Origin of the sequence: Pseudoalteromonas sp. (assembly GCF_036960685.1) — a bacterium.
In the GTDB taxonomy this organism is placed as follows: Bacteria; Pseudomonadota; Gammaproteobacteria; order Enterobacterales; family Alteromonadaceae; genus Pseudoalteromonas.
On the sequence record NZ_JBALXK010000028.1, the window covers coordinates 1 to 16,571 of the forward strand.

Annotated in this window: 14 protein-coding genes; 4 read left to right on the forward strand and 10 right to left on the reverse strand. The window is 41.5% G+C overall.

The features are described 5' to 3' along the window. Window positions 1–398 precede the first annotated feature (398 nt). The 7 genes from V7783_RS18225 to V7783_RS18255 all read right to left on the reverse strand — a co-directional run bounded on the left by V7783_RS18225 (window position 399) and on the right by V7783_RS18255 (window position 7,956). Window positions 399–1,265, reverse strand: a complete 867-nt coding sequence (locus V7783_RS18225) for a sugar phosphate isomerase/epimerase family protein (protein ID WP_335679927.1) — start codon at window positions 1,263–1,265, stop codon at window positions 399–401. A gap of 71 nt (window positions 1,266–1,336) precedes the next feature. Beyond that, window positions 1,337–2,089, reverse strand: coding sequence for a gluconate 2-dehydrogenase subunit 3 family protein (locus V7783_RS18230; protein WP_335679928.1), 753 nt, complete (start codon window positions 2,087–2,089; stop codon window positions 1,337–1,339). Then, window positions 2,089–3,768, reverse strand: a complete 1,680-nt coding sequence (locus V7783_RS18235; protein ID WP_335679929.1) for a GMC family oxidoreductase — start codon at window positions 3,766–3,768, stop codon at window positions 2,089–2,091. Before V7783_RS18235 ends, V7783_RS18230 begins: the two co-directional genes overlap by 1 nt. 2 nt (window positions 3,769–3,770) lie before the next feature. Further along, on the reverse strand, window positions 3,771–4,463 hold the full coding sequence (locus tag V7783_RS18240; RefSeq protein WP_335679930.1) for a 3-keto-disaccharide hydrolase: 693 nt from the start codon (window positions 4,461–4,463) through the stop codon (window positions 3,771–3,773). A 36-nt stretch (window positions 4,464–4,499) separates the two neighbouring features. Continuing rightward, window positions 4,500–5,717, reverse strand: coding sequence for an MFS transporter (locus V7783_RS18245; RefSeq protein ID WP_335679931.1), 1,218 nt, complete (start codon window positions 5,715–5,717; stop codon window positions 4,500–4,502). A 15-nt stretch (window positions 5,718–5,732) separates the two neighbouring features. Next, complete coding sequence (locus V7783_RS18250; protein ID WP_086996723.1) at window positions 5,733–6,788, reverse strand: sugar phosphate isomerase/epimerase family protein; 1,056 nt, start codon at window positions 6,786–6,788, stop codon at window positions 5,733–5,735. Between the two features lie 7 nt (window positions 6,789–6,795). Continuing rightward, a complete protein-coding gene (locus V7783_RS18255; protein WP_335679932.1) occupies window positions 6,796–7,956 on the reverse strand; it encodes a Gfo/Idh/MocA family protein in 1,161 nt (386 codons plus the stop codon). Between the two features lie 162 nt (window positions 7,957–8,118). Here V7783_RS18255 and V7783_RS18260 point away from each other — a divergent pair, with 162 nt between their 5' ends. Continuing rightward, window positions 8,119–8,844, forward strand: coding sequence for an AraC family transcriptional regulator (locus V7783_RS18260; RefSeq protein ID WP_335679933.1), 726 nt, complete (start codon window positions 8,119–8,121; stop codon window positions 8,842–8,844). On the opposite strand, the gene V7783_RS18265 is transcribed toward V7783_RS18260, so the two are convergent. Together V7783_RS18265 and V7783_RS18270 are read right to left on the reverse strand one after the other, a co-directional pair. Continuing rightward, window positions 8,841–9,716 carry a BadF/BadG/BcrA/BcrD ATPase family protein gene (locus V7783_RS18265; protein WP_335679934.1) on the reverse strand — a complete coding sequence of 292 codons (876 nt, stop codon included), beginning with the start codon at window positions 9,714–9,716 and terminating at the stop codon, window positions 8,841–8,843. The genes V7783_RS18260 and V7783_RS18265 overlap by 4 nt on opposite strands. Next, window positions 9,709–10,449, reverse strand: a complete 741-nt coding sequence (locus V7783_RS18270; protein WP_335679935.1) for a copper homeostasis protein CutC — start codon at window positions 10,447–10,449, stop codon at window positions 9,709–9,711. Before V7783_RS18270 ends, V7783_RS18265 begins: the two co-directional genes overlap by 8 nt. A 400-nt stretch (window positions 10,450–10,849) precedes the next feature. On the opposite strand from V7783_RS18270, the gene V7783_RS18275 reads away from it, so the two are divergent. Then, a complete protein-coding gene (locus tag V7783_RS18275) occupies window positions 10,850–13,642 on the forward strand; it encodes a TonB-dependent receptor (protein WP_335679936.1) in 2,793 nt (930 codons plus the stop codon). A 137-nt stretch (window positions 13,643–13,779) separates the two neighbouring features. Here V7783_RS18275 and V7783_RS18280 read toward each other — a convergent pair whose 3' ends face one another. Continuing rightward, window positions 13,780–14,130, reverse strand: coding sequence for a DUF2200 domain-containing protein (locus tag V7783_RS18280; protein ID WP_335679937.1), 351 nt, complete (start codon window positions 14,128–14,130; stop codon window positions 13,780–13,782). Between the two features lie 186 nt (window positions 14,131–14,316). On the opposite strand from V7783_RS18280, the gene V7783_RS18285 reads away from it, so the two are divergent. Beyond that, window positions 14,317–15,594, forward strand: a complete 1,278-nt coding sequence (locus V7783_RS18285) for an RNA polymerase sigma factor (protein WP_335679938.1) — start codon at window positions 14,317–14,319, stop codon at window positions 15,592–15,594. Window positions 15,595–15,700: 106 nt separating this feature from the next. Beyond that, window positions 15,701–16,561 (forward strand): YciI family protein, encoded by an 861-nt coding sequence (locus tag V7783_RS18290; RefSeq protein WP_335679939.1) that lies wholly within the window; start codon window positions 15,701–15,703, stop codon window positions 16,559–16,561. Window positions 16,562–16,571 lie beyond the last annotated feature (10 nt).

Below are 16,571 nucleotides of genomic sequence, written 5' to 3' on the forward strand. Positions count from 1 at the left end.
GTGACCAAGGTGATTATTATGCCTTGATCTGATCACTACATATTCTATAAGTTCAATTTATAATGATCTTGCCGTGGATGTGTAAATAGATTTTAGGAACTCGTGTATTAAGCGAGTTCCTAGGGTCTGTTTATCTTTGCGGATTAAAATTTGTTCAAACTAGGAGCGGTTTAATCACGGCGCGAGGTTTGTAACCTAGTGGGCTAAGTCAAAACCGAGCAACAAAGAGTAAATCGCCCCTAGGCAGAACCCGAAGGGCAGTGCCTGTTTGGCATTGATGCTGCGTTATCGCCTATTTATGGGGAATAACCACACCACATAGGCGCTGCCTTGCCTGAATACCAAACAGGCTGCTGCAAATTTAACCTTGAAAGGTAAACAGACCCTAGTCTTCAGTCTCACATGCTGTGAAGTATTTTATCTAAGTTGGCTTTTGATTTAGCAACGCTTTGTAAAGGCGTTAAACCAGCAGGGTATTCTTCTTGCTCTACAACCAACCACTGCGTGCCGCCATCGGTTATGAGTGCCTGAATTATTTTTTGCCATGGATAATTATTTTCCCCGAATATAGGGCTTAAGCCGTCATTTTCGTGGGTACGAACTTTTAAATGTGTCGCGTAGGTTCTACCTGCGTATTTCTTGATGAAATAAAGCGGTTCTTTGCCTGCGTAATGCACCCAGCCAATATCAAGTTGTAATGGCAAATTAGTGGGGGTATTACTGGCAATTGCATCCCAGTAGGTTGCGTTGTTAAATTGTTCGAACTCTCTATTATGATTATGAAAGCCAATTTGCATCTCATATTTTTGCGCGATTTCGTTCATTGCTGTTAATTGTTTTGTTAGTGACATAATACCTTTAGGATCCCATGCACGCTCATCCCACGGCACGAATAAAGTAGTGACACCGAGTGTTTTATAAAATAATAAGGTTTCCATCAAGCGGGTGTCAGTTAAAGCATCAAAGCCAATATGCGCACTGCTGGCCACTAAATCTAAGCTTGCGAGTTTGTTTTTAAGCGCCCGAGGGTTATTTTCATAGGGGCCAAAATCACCAGCAAACTCGAGTCCTTGAAATCCCATGTCAGCAAGGCTTGTGATGGTTGCGTTAAAGTCTGCTTTTAATGCCTCTTTAACCGACCACAATTGAACGCTTACTTTAACGGAGTCGCTCGTATTAGCGGTGGCAGGTGAAGATTGTAGTGCGAGTATGACTAAAATGCTTGCGACAGCATTAATTAAGAATGAATACATGGCTTTAAACATAATAAAATACCTAAAAATAAGCAGAGATCACTCCCTGCTTTGGTCTGGGCTAACTAACAATGTGTTGTGGATCAATCCTCTTTGTAAGCATATTCGCTTAAGCCAAGCTCATCTAAAATATGCTCTAAATGGGCTTTAGCCTCGGTTGAAGGGCCAGGGTAATCACCTGCAATCGGCACATTGCCTAAATAGCCGATATCTTTACAACCTTGTGGCGTACAAAAGAACGCAGCCAAAACTAATTCCTTAAAGCGATTGAATGCTTTAGCAATACGCTGGAAATGCTCTGGCGTATCGTCATTATAATAAGCTATATCATCCAATATAGCGTGTTGCTGTGCGTTATTGAGGGTGCTGTAAAGCTTATCGAAACGGATTTTAGATTCATCATCAATCCACGCTAATGCATGTAAAATAGTAACACGATCTTTTTGTTGGCCATGATAGGGCGCGCTGACCCACTCATCGATAACACTTGGCACATTAAGCTCCGATGCGCTTGGGATATTGCCTTCTTTAGGCACTAGCAGATCAGATAAAATAGCCACTAAAGTCAGCTGTGACTGAGTTAAAGTTAACGGCCAAGGCGATGCCGGTGGCATTACTAGGTTAGGGTCGGTGCCATAGCCTTTTGCTGTAATGGGGGCTATTTCAATATCAGGCCAATGTCCTGAACTGGTTGGCGTATCTTCAAGTACTTTAGTACAACCTGTGGTTAAACCAACAGTTGAACCTGCAGCAAGTAAGCCCAACCACTTAAGTGATTCTCGGCGTGTCATACCAGAAATATATTTGTATGAATCCATACGGTCGTTGGTGTTCATTACAATACTCCTTCACTGATCTGTTTAGCTAACCAAGTTGAATTACGCATCGCCAGTGTCATAATCGTTAAGGTACAATTTTTATGCGGGTTAGAAGCGAACACGCCGGCATCCATAACAAACAAATTGTTGCAATCCCAGGTTTGTCCCCACTGATTAGTTACCGAGTCTTTTGCTGAGCTGCCCATACGGGTTGTGCCAACTTCATGGATAATTTCGCCGCCCTTTGAAATCGCTTGCTCAGCAGAAGGTAATTTGCCTACTTTGGCACCCATGTTTTCAAGGATTTGCTTCGCTGTTTTTAAACCATGCTCAATTTGCTTAAGTTCTCGATCAGACCACTTAAAGTGAAATTTAGAGACAGGGATACCCCATTTATCTTTTACTGTTTCGTCAATTTCCATGTAGGTATCTTTATTAGGTAGCATTTCGCCGCGCAGAGCAAAGCCAACGTATGAGCCATAAGCATCACGTATTTGTTGCTTTAATTGACTACCATAACCTTGCTTATCACCGGATACACCGGCTCCTGGTTGGTTAAAGCCACTGCCTATTTCAAAGTGATAACCACGCGGGAAATCAAGTTCTCCTTTGGCTTGGGCTTGGTGTCCCCACCAAGGAATAAATAAATGATTGGCGGTGTGGCCATCTTCGTTATAACGCGGGCGGCCTTTTAGTGCAGGAATTTGCGCGCCTAACCAAGCACCAGTTGAATCCATTAAATTACGACCTACTTGATCACTTGAATTAGCTAAACCTTTAGGGTGCTTTTTGTGTTTAGAATTAAGTAGAATTCGTGCTGATTCACAGGCGCTGGCCGCCAAAATAACGACATCGGCATCAATAGCGTGTTCTTGCGCAGAGTGCTTGTCTATATAACTTACACCAGTAACTTTGCCATCATCATTCACAGCCACCGATTTTACCATTGCATCTGTGATCACTTTTAAATTACCTGTGGCTTGTGCCATCGGTAATAAAGATGTGGTGGTTTGAAAAGCGGCACCAATTGAGCAACCCGCGCCACATGGAGTGGCGTAAAAGCAAGCCATCCGATCATCTTTAGGGCGAGTTAATACCGCGCGATGCATAGGAGCGGCGGTAATGCCAAGCTTCTTCGCTGAGGCTGCAATTAATAATTCTGGCACGCGGGGCTTCGGTGGCGGCTGTAATACACCCTCAGGTGAAGGAGGCATGTCATCTAAGCCGGTGTTAGTGCCACAAATACCGACTAACTCTTCGGTAATATCGTACCAAGGAGCGATATCTTCGTACACAAATGGCCAATCAGCACCTTGGCCGTCACGGCTTTTACCTTTAAAGTCATGTTCACTAAAACGAAGTGAATAGCGACCCCAATGGTTAGTACGTCCGCCGAGCATGCGTGCACGCCACCATAAAAACTCTGAGCCTTTCGCGCTAGTATAAGGCTCATCGGGTACCTGCCAACCGCCATCAACAGTGGCATCATAAAAACCAAAATTTTTATCTTTAGTACTGGTTGCCATTAATGGCGCTTCACTGTTGCGGCGAAACATAGGGCTTTCTGTTTTCGGGTCGTAATTACGGCCCGCTTCGAGTAATAATACTTTGTGGCCAAGCTTTGTAAGAGTATAGGCGGCCATTGCACCACCGGCACCTGAGCCGACAACTAACACTTTATGGTCAAATGTTGACATAATTACAGCTCCTTAATTTTTATATTTTTGAACCACACTTTGTCACCATGATCTTGCAGGCCAATACGGCCTTGTTTTGCAGTAGCAAAATCTGACCATGTTGCAAATTTACTGTTTTTAACTAAGGTATTCCACGTGCTGCTGCCCACTACAATACTGGCCGCGCTTACTCCATTTTGCCAAACCTGTAAATGGTTGTTGAGCATTTTGATGCGCACAGTATTCCATTGCATTGCAGGTTTATGCGCTGCTGCAGGAGCTGTTAGCAAGTCATAAATTGACCCCGATAAATGAGAGTCGATTTTGGTATCTGAATGGCGCTCATTATCAATAATTTGGATTTCAGGCGCATGCGAGTAAATATATTTACCCAGTTCATCGGCTAGAACAAAAATGCCGCTATTACCAACTTCACTGATTTTCCAATCAAGCTTTAAATCAAAGTTTTTGTAGTTCTTTTTAGTTAATATGTCACCACCGCCTTTGGTAAGTAACATAGCACCATCGTCGATAGTCCATTTTGGGCTGAGTGTATCGCTTTTAAAATTGCGCCAATGAGACATATCTTGGCCGTTGAATAGTAATTGCCAACCAGCATTTTGTTCTTCTTTAGAAAGTTGGTTATCAATATTCTTAGCAAATGCAGTGCTAGTGAAAGCTAAAGCAATTGATAATGCTGAAAGTGATTTAAGCATAAAGTACCCCTTTATTTTGTGTGCGATGTATTGCTATTAAACGTATTTTTCTACATTTTTATGTTTTGTTATAAACAGGTGAAGCCCGATAAATACAACTATTAATACAATTGGAAAGATTAATAGGTTTTGCAAAACAGCCTGACCGGCAACGACTTCTATTTGCTCTGCTGAGATCTGTGTTTGTTGAGCTTGCTGTTTCGCAGTGTCAATCCAATAGCCTATTACTGGGTTCCACAGACTCATTGCGAACATGCCTGCGCCACCGATTAATGACATGCCTAACGCCCCCGTTTTTGGTGTGTACTCAGCAACACAGCCAATCATGGTAGGCCAAAAATAAGTAACGCCGATGGCGAATAGGGCGGCGGCAAAGTAAATTGCGCTGCCTTGTGCTTGGCTCATTAAAAATATGCCAATAGTTGAAAATACAGCTGAACCTAGTAGCACGCCCGACGGGCTAAAGCGATGCACAATAGGGCCTGCAAAGAAGCGACCCAGCGCCATTAATCCGGTGATTAGCGCGAGAATAACCATAGGTGAGGCACCCGACGAGCCGAGGATTTGTTCAATCCACTGCTGAGTACCAAACTCGGTCACTGCGGTTAGGGTCATGCAAATAATTAAAAACAGATATAAAGGCGAAAGTAAGTGTTTTAAGTTACTCGAAGTTGAGTTTTGTTGAGCATCAAATTGTGGAAACTGCGCTTTTACCATCATCAGGCCATAGATAATGGTTGGTACTAGAATTAACGCCACTTGCCATTGCCAACTCAAACCAAAAGAGGTCATCGCGTTTGACGCCAGTGCACCGATGACAATGCCGCCAGGGAACCAAACATGGAAGCGGTTTAGCATAGTTGTGGTGTTTTTTGGGTACATTTGCGCAATAAGCGGATTACATCCAGCTTCAACTGAGCCATTGGCAAAGCCAATTAAAAAGGTTGAGATCAGTAGCCCCCAAAAACCTTCGGCGATGATAGTTAAAAGCAGCCCCGCTAAGTGACAAACAAATGCTAAAGCCACTAATTTCTTAGCGCCAATGGCATTGTAAATAATGCCTCCGAGCATAGTCGCAACCGGAAAACCCAGAAATGCCATCGCATTGACCCAGCCTAACTGAGCGCCAGTTAAACCAAACTGCTCGCCTAATTGCCCTAAAATTCCGGCTCTTATTGCAAACGTCATTGATGTAACAATGAGTGCAATACAGCAAAGCCGAAAAATAATACGGTGGTTATTGTTATTATTCATTGTGTGTGTTCCTGTTTATTTAATGCCTAATATCCGCTTATTACGCTCATCATTGGTTGCCAGTGCAGTAAAGTCATCAAATGCTTTAGCTGTTGGGCGGATCAGATGATCTTGAATAAATTTAGCGCCTTCACGGGCGCCATCTTCTGGGTGTTTAATACAGCACTCCCACTCTAAAACGGCCCAACCATCAAACCCATATTGGGTTAATTTGCTAAAAATACTCTTAAAATCAATTTGGCCATCACCTAACGAACGGAATCTGCCAGGGCGGTCTTGCCAATTTTGATAGCCGCCATAGACGCCGCTACGACCATTTTGATTAAATTCCGCATCCTTGACGTGGAATGCTTTTATACGCTTGTGATAAATATCAATAAACGAAAGATAATCAAGTTGCTGTAATACAAAATGGCTTGGATCATAAAGAATATTTACCCGAGGATGGTTATTGGTCGCCGCTAAAAAGCGCTCAAAAGTAATCCCATCATGTAAATCTTCACCAGGATGCAACTCGTAACAAACATCCACTCCCATTTCATCAAAGTAATCGAGTATTGGTAGCCAGCGATTAGCCAGTTCAGTAAACCCAGCCTCGACTAGACCTTGTGGTCGTTGCGGCCAAGGGTAGAAAGTATGCCAAAGCAACGCGCCAGAGAAAGTAACATGGGTGTTCAACCCTAACTGTTTACTCGCTTTGGCGGCCATCATCAGTTGAGATATAGCCCACTTTGTTCTGTCAGCGGGGTTGCCGCGTAATTTCTCGGGCGCAAAGTTATCGAACATTTCATCGTAAGCTGGATGTACGGCAACTAATTGACCTTGTAAATGCGTAGATAGCTCTGAAATTGTAAGCCCTGCTTGTGCTGCAATACCAGTCACCTCATCGCAGTAATCTTGGCTTTGAGCTGCTTTTTCTAAGTCAAACAGCTCGGGATTTGAGGTGGGGAGTTGAATTGCTTTATAGCCTAAACTTGCCGCCCACTGACAAATACTTTTAAAGTCGTTAAAAGGTGCCTCATCACTGATAAATTGGGCTAAAAATATTGCCGGGCCTTTTATGTTATTCATAGTTTGCTTATCCAATTTTAAATGTTTGCCATTTCGTGTCTTGGCTTGATGCCTCTACAGCATTTTCAATAAATGCCATGCCACGAATGGCTTCTTTAATACCCGGTACGTCATAGTCAGCGTTACTTGCTAGGCCACCTGCTTTTTTCGCGTCGATCTGCTTTGCAAAATTGACATAGATATTGGCAAATGCCTCAAGGTAACCTTCGGGGTGACCGGCGGGGGCACGTAAAGCACCTTGAGCGGCTTGGCTTTTTAGCGCCACTCCTGCTCGCAGCAAAGTTGTTGGCGCATTATGACTTTTTAGCCATAAACTGTTGGGTTCCATTTGCGACCATTCGATACTGGCTTTATCGCCGTAAATACGCAGAGTAAGATTATTTTCTTCGCCAAGAGCAACTTGGCTGGCTAATAACACACCTTTGCAACCTGTGTTAAAACGCAGTAATACCGTACCATCGTCATCAAGGGTGCGCCCTGGTACAACGTGGTTTAAATCTGCGCATAACGCTGTTATTTCCAAGTTACTGACATATTCAGCTAAGTTTGCAGCATGGACACCAATATCAGCTATACAGCAGCTAATACCTGCTTGTTGTGGATCTAAACGCCATTTTGCTTGTTTAGCTTGCTCGTCTTCATTGCTCGAAAGCCAACCTTGACTGTATTCCACAATTACTTTACGAATAGTACCCAGCTCACCTTGAGCAATACGATGACGTGCTTCTTTGATCATCGGGTAACCCGTATAAGTGTGGGTTAAGCCATACAAGCAATCACTTGATTGCACGATTTGCTCTAATAACAAGGCCTCTTGTAAATTCAAGGTCGCGGGTTTATCTGATAAAACATGAAAGCCGCTTTCAATGGCAAGCTTTGCGATGGGAAAATGCAAATGATTAGGGGTAACAATGGCGACAAAATCAATGCGTTGATCTGCAGGTAACTTAGCTTCTTCAATAAACATTTGCTGATAACTGTCATAACAGCGGCTGGGATTAATACCTAACATCGCTGCTGTTGCTTGGCTACGGGCTGGATCTGAACTAAAAGAACCCGCAACTAACTCAATTAAGCCATCTAAACGCGCTGCAATACGATGAATAGCACCAATAAATGCACCTTCAGCACCACCAACCATGCCCATACGGATCTTTGTTTTATTCATTAAAAGTTCCATTTCAGTCACTGACAACTGAAGTTAGTTAATATCATGTTATTAATAATAGGGAATGCCTGGCAGTAGGGCTAATATAAATTCGGTTGACAATGCAATAAAATCGGCGTTTTATATATTAGTAACAAATTCTGATTTTTAGAGATTTATAGTATGGATGTTGAGACGATTATTGATAAGGCAGGTGTAAAGCAATTGATTGCTGCATTTGATTTATTACCTGATATTCTATTTTGGGTAAAAGATAAAGAAAGTAGAATTTTACATGCTAATCAGCACTTTATTGAGCACCAAGGCTATAAATTATTAGAGCAAATATTACTGAAAACCGATTTTGATTTTTCTTCAAAGCACCTTGCATTTCAATATGTGAATGACGATAAACGCGTTATGAACGGCTATATTGTCACCGATCGATTGGAATTAAATCAGACCTCAAATGGTGAATTAGCTTGGTTCTCAACGTCTAAAAAAATGATCTGTGATGATGACGGCAATCTACTCGGTACGTATGGCATTACACGCCATTTACAGAAAACCTCCAAGGCGCTTTCTCATGTAAGAGCCATTGAAGGCCCGGTTAATTATATTCGAGAACACTACCATAGAAATATCTGCGTTGAAGAATTAGCCGAACTTGCGCACTTATCCGTAAGTGCACTAGAGCGCCGTTTTAAAAAGCACTTAGCGAAAACACCGAATCAATTTATTAATGAGATCCGCCTCGAAAATGCACGTAAGTTATTAGTTGAAACACGTTTACCTATTTCACAAATAGCGTATCAATGTGGTTTTGCTGAACCTAGCTATTTTAGCAAGCAATTCAGACGCTTATTTGGTGAAATTCCATCGCAAATGCGTGCACATATTGAGCGTTAAATGTGCATTTTGGCTAATTGAATTGCACCTTGCTCAGGAGAATACTGTGCATCACAAAGATAGCGTTGTGCTTTACTTGATAACCAAGGCGTAATTACTTTTGCGGTGCCGCCCATTAAGGTAATACGTTGATAGCCAAGCTGAGCTAAATGGTCGATATAGCGGGTAATAAATTGCGCGGCTTGCGTTAATATAATATGTGCTACGGGATCATCTTGCATCTTGAACACCAAAGGAGCAAAACTTGCAAAGTAGGCCGGTTTTTCGTTGAGTGCAAGCTCAGTAAGCGAGCTGCTAGTGTCACAACCCAGCTCGGTAAGTAGACATTTAATTAATGGGCTTGAAGGAGACATCGCGTCTAATACTTCCAGTGCATACCTAAATAAACTTAAGCCAATCCAACCACCGCTAGCTCCATCACTTAAGAGTAATCCATGACCTCCTAATTCAATGACAGCATTATCTTTTATAGCGCCTGCACAAAAACCTGTGCCTAATATGATAATTGCACCACTGTTATCGCCATGCGCACCTTGGCAGGCGATATGTAAATCAGTCGAAAAATTAAACTGTGCAAATGGGGGTTGCCATTGCGCCATTGTGTTTTTTGCGCTATTGATCCCCGCACCAGCAAGACCTGCATAAGCGTTAATCCTAGCAATGGCAGTGGCTGGTAAATTGGCTTTTTGCAACGCAAGTGCCGTAGCCGCAAGGATTGATTGTTGAGCAACAGAAACTGAAGTGGCAATATTTGCAGGGCCACTTTGCGCATGCGCAAGTAATACACCGCAGTCGTTTTCGAGTCTTACCTGGCATTTAGTGCCGCCGCCATCAATACCTAAAAACAACGGGGTATGAGATTGATTAGTCATGTTTAGTCTGCTCGTTATGCGATTTTTGTAAAATTGAGTTAATTAATACTGGATCCACTAAAGAATCACTATTAAGTACGCCTGAGTAAGTATGCAATGAGAGTGAATCTTCACTGCCAAGCTGCCATAAAATATGCGCGTTTTGTGGTGTTACACCGCCGCCTATTACTATCTCGATTTGTCCTTTAGCGTCAGTAATGATGAACTGTAACTGCTCGATCCCTTGCATTACATTTTTATTTTCAATCCAGGGGGTGCCATTGGTTAGAATACGGTCAATCCCGAGTTCGCTTAAAATGCGGATCGCTCTACGTCTATCAGCAATACAATCGAAAGCGCGGTGAAAAGTGGTGGCCAGTTGATAGTGTTTAGCGCACTGAATCAATGTTGATGTAGCTGCTACATCAAGTTGATTGCCAACAATTGCGCCAAAAACGACTCCTGTGGCACCTAATTGCGCTGCGCGCGCTATCTCGCTAGTCATCGTTTTAAGTAACGCAGCGTCAACGTTAAAGTGATCCGCGATTGGCCTAACCATGACAAGTAACTCACCATTTGCGGGCAATGCTTTTGCTGCAATTTCAATTTCACCTGCCGCTGGACTTAGCCCATCTAGATGCATTGCAGCACACAATTCGATGCGCCGTGCACCTGCTCTAAATGCTGTTTTAACATTATTCGCTAAATTTATATGATCATCTGCATTTAAACAAATTTCTAAATTTTTACCCATCGAGTAATTCCATAATCTTGAGCTGATTGATTTCGATAAATTATTTAACATTCAAATTGTAATTCAAATAATAAAATATAGCATTAAAATTCAATCGGTTAACTTTTATTTTTGCGTGTTTTTTATACTGTAAAAATGTGTAACTAACTAATTCTTCAGTTTGTAACTATAAATGAGCTGACTATAAATTGGATCTGTTTTTTAGCTAAACGCCGATTTTGTCCTGCTAGCAACCGAATTTCTATTATCACTTTCTTTAACAGAACCCTATTCTGGAAATGCACTTTAACAGGCTATTAACCCTCTGCGAAATGATCTGAGTATTACGGATTCGTTTTTCGTTAAGGGCTTTAATGTGAATAAATATAACCAAGCACACACAATAATAAAGGAAATTGGCATGAGTAATACTAGAACCAGTAATGGAGCGCGATTTAGTGATAATTTTAAAAAAACAGCACTGTGCATAGCTGTATTGGCATCAAGTAATATAGTAATTGCTCAAGAGCAAGAAGTAGATAACGAATTTGAAGTAATCGAAGTTCGTGGCATACGCTCATCAGCAGCACAAAACCTTGCAATTAAAAGACTATCTACAGCAAATGTTGATGCAATTACAGCGGAAGACATTGGTAAGTTCCCAGATAAAAACGTCGCAGATTCGTTACAGCGAGTTCCTGGTGTACTCATTGACCGTGATGGTGGTGAAGGGAGTAGGGTCAGTATTCGCGGAACTTCCCCTGATTGGACGTTAACACAACTCAATGGTAATTACCTTGCTTCATCAGATACAGGCGTACCGAGTAGAAGCTTCAATTATGCATTATTACCATCGAGCATGATCAGTAGCGTGGAAGTTTATAAAAGTGCAGAAGCTCGCATTGATGAAGGAGGTATTGGCGGAACAGTGATTTTAAATACACGTAAACCGCTAGAGATGGAGGCAAACTCTGGTGCTTTGAGTGTTGAAGCAACGTATGATGATGTTTCTGAAGATCTACAGCCACAGCTTAATATATTGTATTCATGGAAGAATGATGATGAAAATTTCGGTATTTTAGCAGGTTATACACGCCAAGATAGAACCGTTACTACGGTTTCTAATGTTGCGTCAGGCTGGCGTTTTTATTCAGATACTGTTGAAGGCGCAGACCAACCTGCAATTGTAGATCAAGCAACTGGAGAGGTTTACAACAATGTATGGGCACCATCGGGCATGCATGTAAAAAATGCTAATCAAGATCGCACACGTGATGGTTATCAGCTCGCTATCCAATGGATGCCAACCGATAACTTAGATCTAAATTTTAACTACTTTGGTGCTAAGCTTGGTTATGATCAAACTGGTCAAGAAGTGTTTTTTGCTGAATGGAATGATAACCATAATCCATATTTCGGGGTTAAGTTAGATGGAGACACTGTAGTAGCTTATGGCAATGCAGACAATGGTTTATTAAATGAAAATAATTGGGGGGATGCTGATGTTAACAATGGAGTTCCAGTAAGGCGTGGGCTTTTATCCCCCCAATTGACTGCAAGAGAACGTTTTGGTGAATCACAATCAAACTCTTTTGATTTTGATGCGACTTATTATGGAAATGGTTATTCACTTTCAGTCCAAGTGGGTCACACCGAAGCTAAAGGTGGCACATCCAAAGAAACTTACGCAAACATAGATGCTCGCCAAGGTTCTGTAAACAGTTGGTTTTTTAACATAGAAAATGGTAGACCTAGCTACGATGTTTCCACTGATTTATCAAAAGATAAACAAGCATACCAATACTATGATTGGTTTGATTCTTATTCATCAGAAAATAAAGACTCTGAAAATTACATTCAATCGGATCTTAAAATAGATTTTGATGGTGATTTTTTTACCAGTTTTTTTGTCGGAGCAAAGTATCGACAGCATGAAATTAAGGGTATCAGGAATAATTTTCGTTGGGATGATGGCATCGCTGATAACGGTGGTTACCGAGGTTATTTACCTGGCACTGAATGGTTCCATAATCCTGACTTTCACCCAGACGCAGAAAGCTTAGTAAGCGATACCATAGTTGACAACAGTGCCGGTAATACAGGTGCTTTTGATTTTCTTGCCTTTGATTTCGCTGCGTTAGACCAGTATCTTTTAAATAACTTTAGCCCAACTGTAGTTCCAACATTATCAGGAACCTATACCTTAGAAGAAGATATTTGGTCGGTCTATGCACAAAGCAATTTTCAATGGCGTGATCTTAGGGGTAACTTTGGGGTTCGTTATGTTAATACTGAACTAAGTACTTTAACGTATGATGATGTAATAGGCCAAGATAGTAATGATACAGTTCCCAATGACCGCTCAAGTGACGATGGGGAGTGGCTCCCTAGTTTGAATTTAGCATGGGACATGAACGATGATATTGTTGTGCGTTTTGCTGCAGCACGCGCTATGTCACGTGTTAGTTATTCTGATTTGAGTCAAGCTGAGTCTTACGGGCCACCAGTTAATATAAACTCCCCTGATTCTTGGACTGGCCGTGGTAGAGGCACTTCGGTTAATACAGGTTTAGATCCTATGCTCTCAGATCAGCTCGATTTAGGAATCGAGTGGTATTATGCTGAGGGATCAGCTTTAGGTGCTACTTTATTCAATAAAGATATTTCTAACCTACCTATTTCTTCTCTCGAAATTGTTCAACGCGAACATGATTGCTGTAATGGACCGATTGAGGTCGAAATGAATACTAAAGTGGGCGGAGGTGAAGCTCAGTCAACTGGTATAGAGCTCTTTTTCCAGCATTCATTCGAAAGTGGGTTTGGTGTTTTAGCTAACTACACTTTTACGGATACTAGCACCAGTGAAGTTACCAATGAGGGCCAAAAAACAGATGCTGAAATTCCTGGTACTGCCAAGCACCAATATAATTTTTCTGTGTACTTTGAGAATGATGACTTTAGCGTCAGGGCTTCGTATAACTGGAAAGATGACCGTGCTAATGGAATTCATAAAGGTTACAACATGTATACGAAAGATTATGGCCAACTTGATGTGAATGCAGCTTATAATTTAACTGAACAACTGTCTTTAACAGCTTCTGTGGTTAACTTAACTGAGGAGGTTGAAGAGGGGTATTGGAAACAAGAGAATCGGTTTACCTATAACCAGTATTCAGGAAGAAGGTTTTATTTAGGTGCTAATTATAATTTCTAAATAGCTTAACTTGGAAATGCAACAAGTTATATACTAACGGGCACTTTAAAAAGTGCCCGTTTTAACTTATATCAGCAACTTGGTTTTGTTGTAACGGGAGATGATCAGTTTGAGTATCATATGCAATGGTGTGAAAATTAAACCCGTAAAATTTTTCCCAAGGTTTTACCTTTAGCCAATTCATCTATGAGTTTGTCGAGATAGCGGATGTCTTGCATGGTGGTCTGGGTTATCTCTTCTACACGTACACCACAAATGACTCCTTTGATCAGCTTACGTGCAGGGTTTAGTTGTGGGGCTTGTTTGAAAAATGTTTCAAAATCAGTGTCGTTAGCAAGCAGGGTTAATAATTGTTCTTCACTATAGCCAGTTAACCAAAAAATAATACGATCTACTTCTGCTTTGCTCCGGCCTTTTCGTTGTGCCTTATTTATGTATAACGGATAAACCTTAGCAAACGCCATATTGTAAATTTTATGATTTTGCATGTTAATCCCCACTTTCTAATCTGTCTTGATCACTATCTCATAAATTCCGCCGTTTATGCTAGCGTGTTTTATGTTTGAAAATTGTGCTTTGCTGCGCTACTGTTTTGGGTAAATGAGTAGCTTTTCACTGGCATTAGCTGTGAAATTTCAGCGCGTCAATTTTAAGCTTAAAGAGCTAGGCGATTGATGAATATAGAAAATACACCAGCCACAAATGAAGCAGTTAAAAACAAGCTAGCAGCTATATATCGTGATGAAGGACGACGCATATACGCGACCTTGATCCGTTTATTAGGGGACTTTCAGCTGGCAGAAGAAGCACTTCATGATGCTTTTAGCACGGCGCTTACACAGTGGCAATCAGAGGGTATACCAAATAAACCAGCGAACTGGCTTGTTTCTACTGGTCGTTTTAAAGCAATTGATCAGTTACGGCGACAACATCGCCATAGTGAAATTGTGGCGCAATTAGCAAATGATTGTTCTGAACAGACAGTTGTTACTAATGAGTTTGCTCTATCAAACGAAATAGATGATACGCTGATCTCAGATGATCAGCTGCGCTTGATTTTTACCTGTTGTCACCCTGCAATAGATATAAAAGTACAAGTTGCACTAACGCTACGTGAGGTCTGTGGCTTAACAACGGAAGAAATTGCCAGTGCATTTTTAACCTCTGTATCGACCATGGCACAGCGTATTGTGCGTGGTAAACAGAAAATTCGTGACGCTAACATTCCCTTTCAACTCCCCTCAAAAGAAGAACTAGAGAGCAGAGTTGAGGCTGTGCTATCTGTTATTTATCTGGTGTATAACGAAGGTTATTCATCCTCTGCTGGTGAAAGTGTCACGCGTTCTGAGTTGACCATTGAGGCGATCCGCTTAGCACGGCTACTGCAGTCATTATTAGCCGACACAGAAGTAACGGGCTTACTTGCCTTAATGTTACTTAACGAGTCACGTAGCAATGCGCGCACTAATAAAGAGGGCGATATTATTCTGTTAGCAGAACAAGATCGTAGTCTATGGAACCAAGCTCAGATCCAAGAAGGAGTAGCGCTTGTGCAAAGCAGCACAGCTAAACGTGAATATGGCTATTATACTATTCAAGCCGCAATTGCAGCTGTTCATGCCCAAGCGTTAGATGCAAACAACACCGATTGGGGGCAAATATTGGCTTGGTATTCTTTGTTATTACAAGTTGCACCTTCACCTGTTATTGAGCTCAATCGTGCGGTTGCCGTCGCTATGCACCATGGCCCTGAGGCCGCAGTGTTATTAGTTGAGCAGCTATTACAGCAAAAACTGATGCAAAAATACCATCTTTGTTATGCAACGTATGCCGAGTTTTTAGCACAACTTGGGCGTAAAAGTGAGGCGCGCGTAGCACTTGAACATGCTTTAACTCTTACCAAACAAATCCCTGAACAGCGAATCCTAAAACGTAAATTAGCAGCCTTATAAAATATTTATAAAAAATTTTTAATACTTGTCGATTTTATGTTTTGCCATTCGATTACTACATGAAGTGCTATTTTTTATTCATGTAAGAACACAAGGAGTATGCAAAATGAAAGTTATGGTGATAGTTAAAGCAAGTAATAGTTCAGAAAATGGTGAATTACCCGATAAAGCGCTGTTAAGTGCTATGGGTGATTATAATGAACAACTCGTTGCTGCGGGTATTATGGCCTCAGGAGATGGCTTAAAACCCAGCAAAGAAGGGGTTCGTGTACGTTTTAGTAATACTGAGCGGATTGTAACTAAAGGACCCTTTGCAGAGACGAATGAGCTTATTGCTGGTTACTGGGTCTGGAATGTGAACTCGATGGATGAGGCAATAGCTTGGGTTAAAAAGTGCCCTAACCCGATGAATGAAGAGTCAGATATTGAGATCCGACCTTTTTATGAAATGGCTGATTTCGCAGCAGTAGACACTGATGGCAGTGTTGCTGAGCAAGAGCATAAATTACAACAAAGTATTGTAATGCAACGAGCTAAAGCGAGTTGTTATCTATTTTTCTCAGGTCGGTGTGAAGAAGCATTAACCTATTACCAAACTCACCTAAATGCAAAAATAGATATGATGTTTCGCTTCAGTGATAGCCCAGAGCCTATTCCTGAAGGAGCCATTCCCGCTAATTTTGACGATAAGATAATGCATAGCGAATTTACAGTTGCGGGTATGAAAGTTTTAGCAACTGACGGCTGTAGCGATACCCAAGATGATGGGGTTAATTATTCTGGCTTTAATTTAACTCTAACAATTGATTCGGAGCAGACCTTGCGCAGTGCATTTGCCGCCTTAGCTGATGGCGGCCAAGTAAGAATGCCATTAGAGCAGACTTTTTGGTCACCTTTGTATGGTCAAGTAACGGATAAATTCGGTATTGGTTGGATGCTAATGTTACCTTCGCCAGATAGTAACTAATTGAAATTAT

Excerpts from the sequence above, each read along its gene's own strand:
- V7783_RS18225 (WP_335679927.1), bottom strand. The coding sequence starts at position 1,265 with ATGTTTAAAGCCATGTATTCATTCTTAATTAATGCTGTCGCAAGCATT.
- V7783_RS18230 (WP_335679928.1), bottom strand. The coding sequence starts at position 2,089 with ATGAACACCAACGACCGTATGGATTCATACAAATATATTTCTGGTATG.
- V7783_RS18235 (WP_335679929.1), bottom strand. The coding sequence starts at position 3,768 with ATGTCAACATTTGACCATAAAGTGTTAGTTGTCGGCTCAGGTGCCGGT.
- V7783_RS18240 (WP_335679930.1), bottom strand. The coding sequence starts at position 4,463 with ATGCTTAAATCACTTTCAGCATTATCAATTGCTTTAGCTTTCACTAGC.
- V7783_RS18245 (WP_335679931.1), bottom strand. The coding sequence starts at position 5,717 with ATGAATAATAACAATAACCACCGTATTATTTTTCGGCTTTGCTGTATT.
- V7783_RS18250 (WP_086996723.1), bottom strand. The coding sequence starts at position 6,788 with ATGAATAACATAAAAGGCCCGGCAATATTTTTAGCCCAATTTATCAGT.
- V7783_RS18255 (WP_335679932.1), bottom strand. The coding sequence starts at position 7,956 with ATGAATAAAACAAAGATCCGTATGGGCATGGTTGGTGGTGCTGAAGGT.
- V7783_RS18260 (WP_335679933.1), top strand. The coding sequence starts at position 8,119 with ATGGATGTTGAGACGATTATTGATAAGGCAGGTGTAAAGCAATTGATT.
- V7783_RS18265 (WP_335679934.1), bottom strand. The coding sequence starts at position 9,716 with ATGACTAATCAATCTCATACCCCGTTGTTTTTAGGTATTGATGGCGGC.
- V7783_RS18270 (WP_335679935.1), bottom strand. The coding sequence starts at position 10,449 with ATGGGTAAAAATTTAGAAATTTGTTTAAATGCAGATGATCATATAAAT.
- V7783_RS18275 (WP_335679936.1), top strand. The coding sequence starts at position 10,850 with ATGAGTAATACTAGAACCAGTAATGGAGCGCGATTTAGTGATAATTTT.
- V7783_RS18280 (WP_335679937.1), bottom strand. The coding sequence starts at position 14,130 with ATGCAAAATCATAAAATTTACAATATGGCGTTTGCTAAGGTTTATCCG.
- V7783_RS18285 (WP_335679938.1), top strand. The coding sequence starts at position 14,317 with ATGAATATAGAAAATACACCAGCCACAAATGAAGCAGTTAAAAACAAG.
- V7783_RS18290 (WP_335679939.1), top strand. The coding sequence starts at position 15,701 with ATGAAAGTTATGGTGATAGTTAAAGCAAGTAATAGTTCAGAAAATGGT.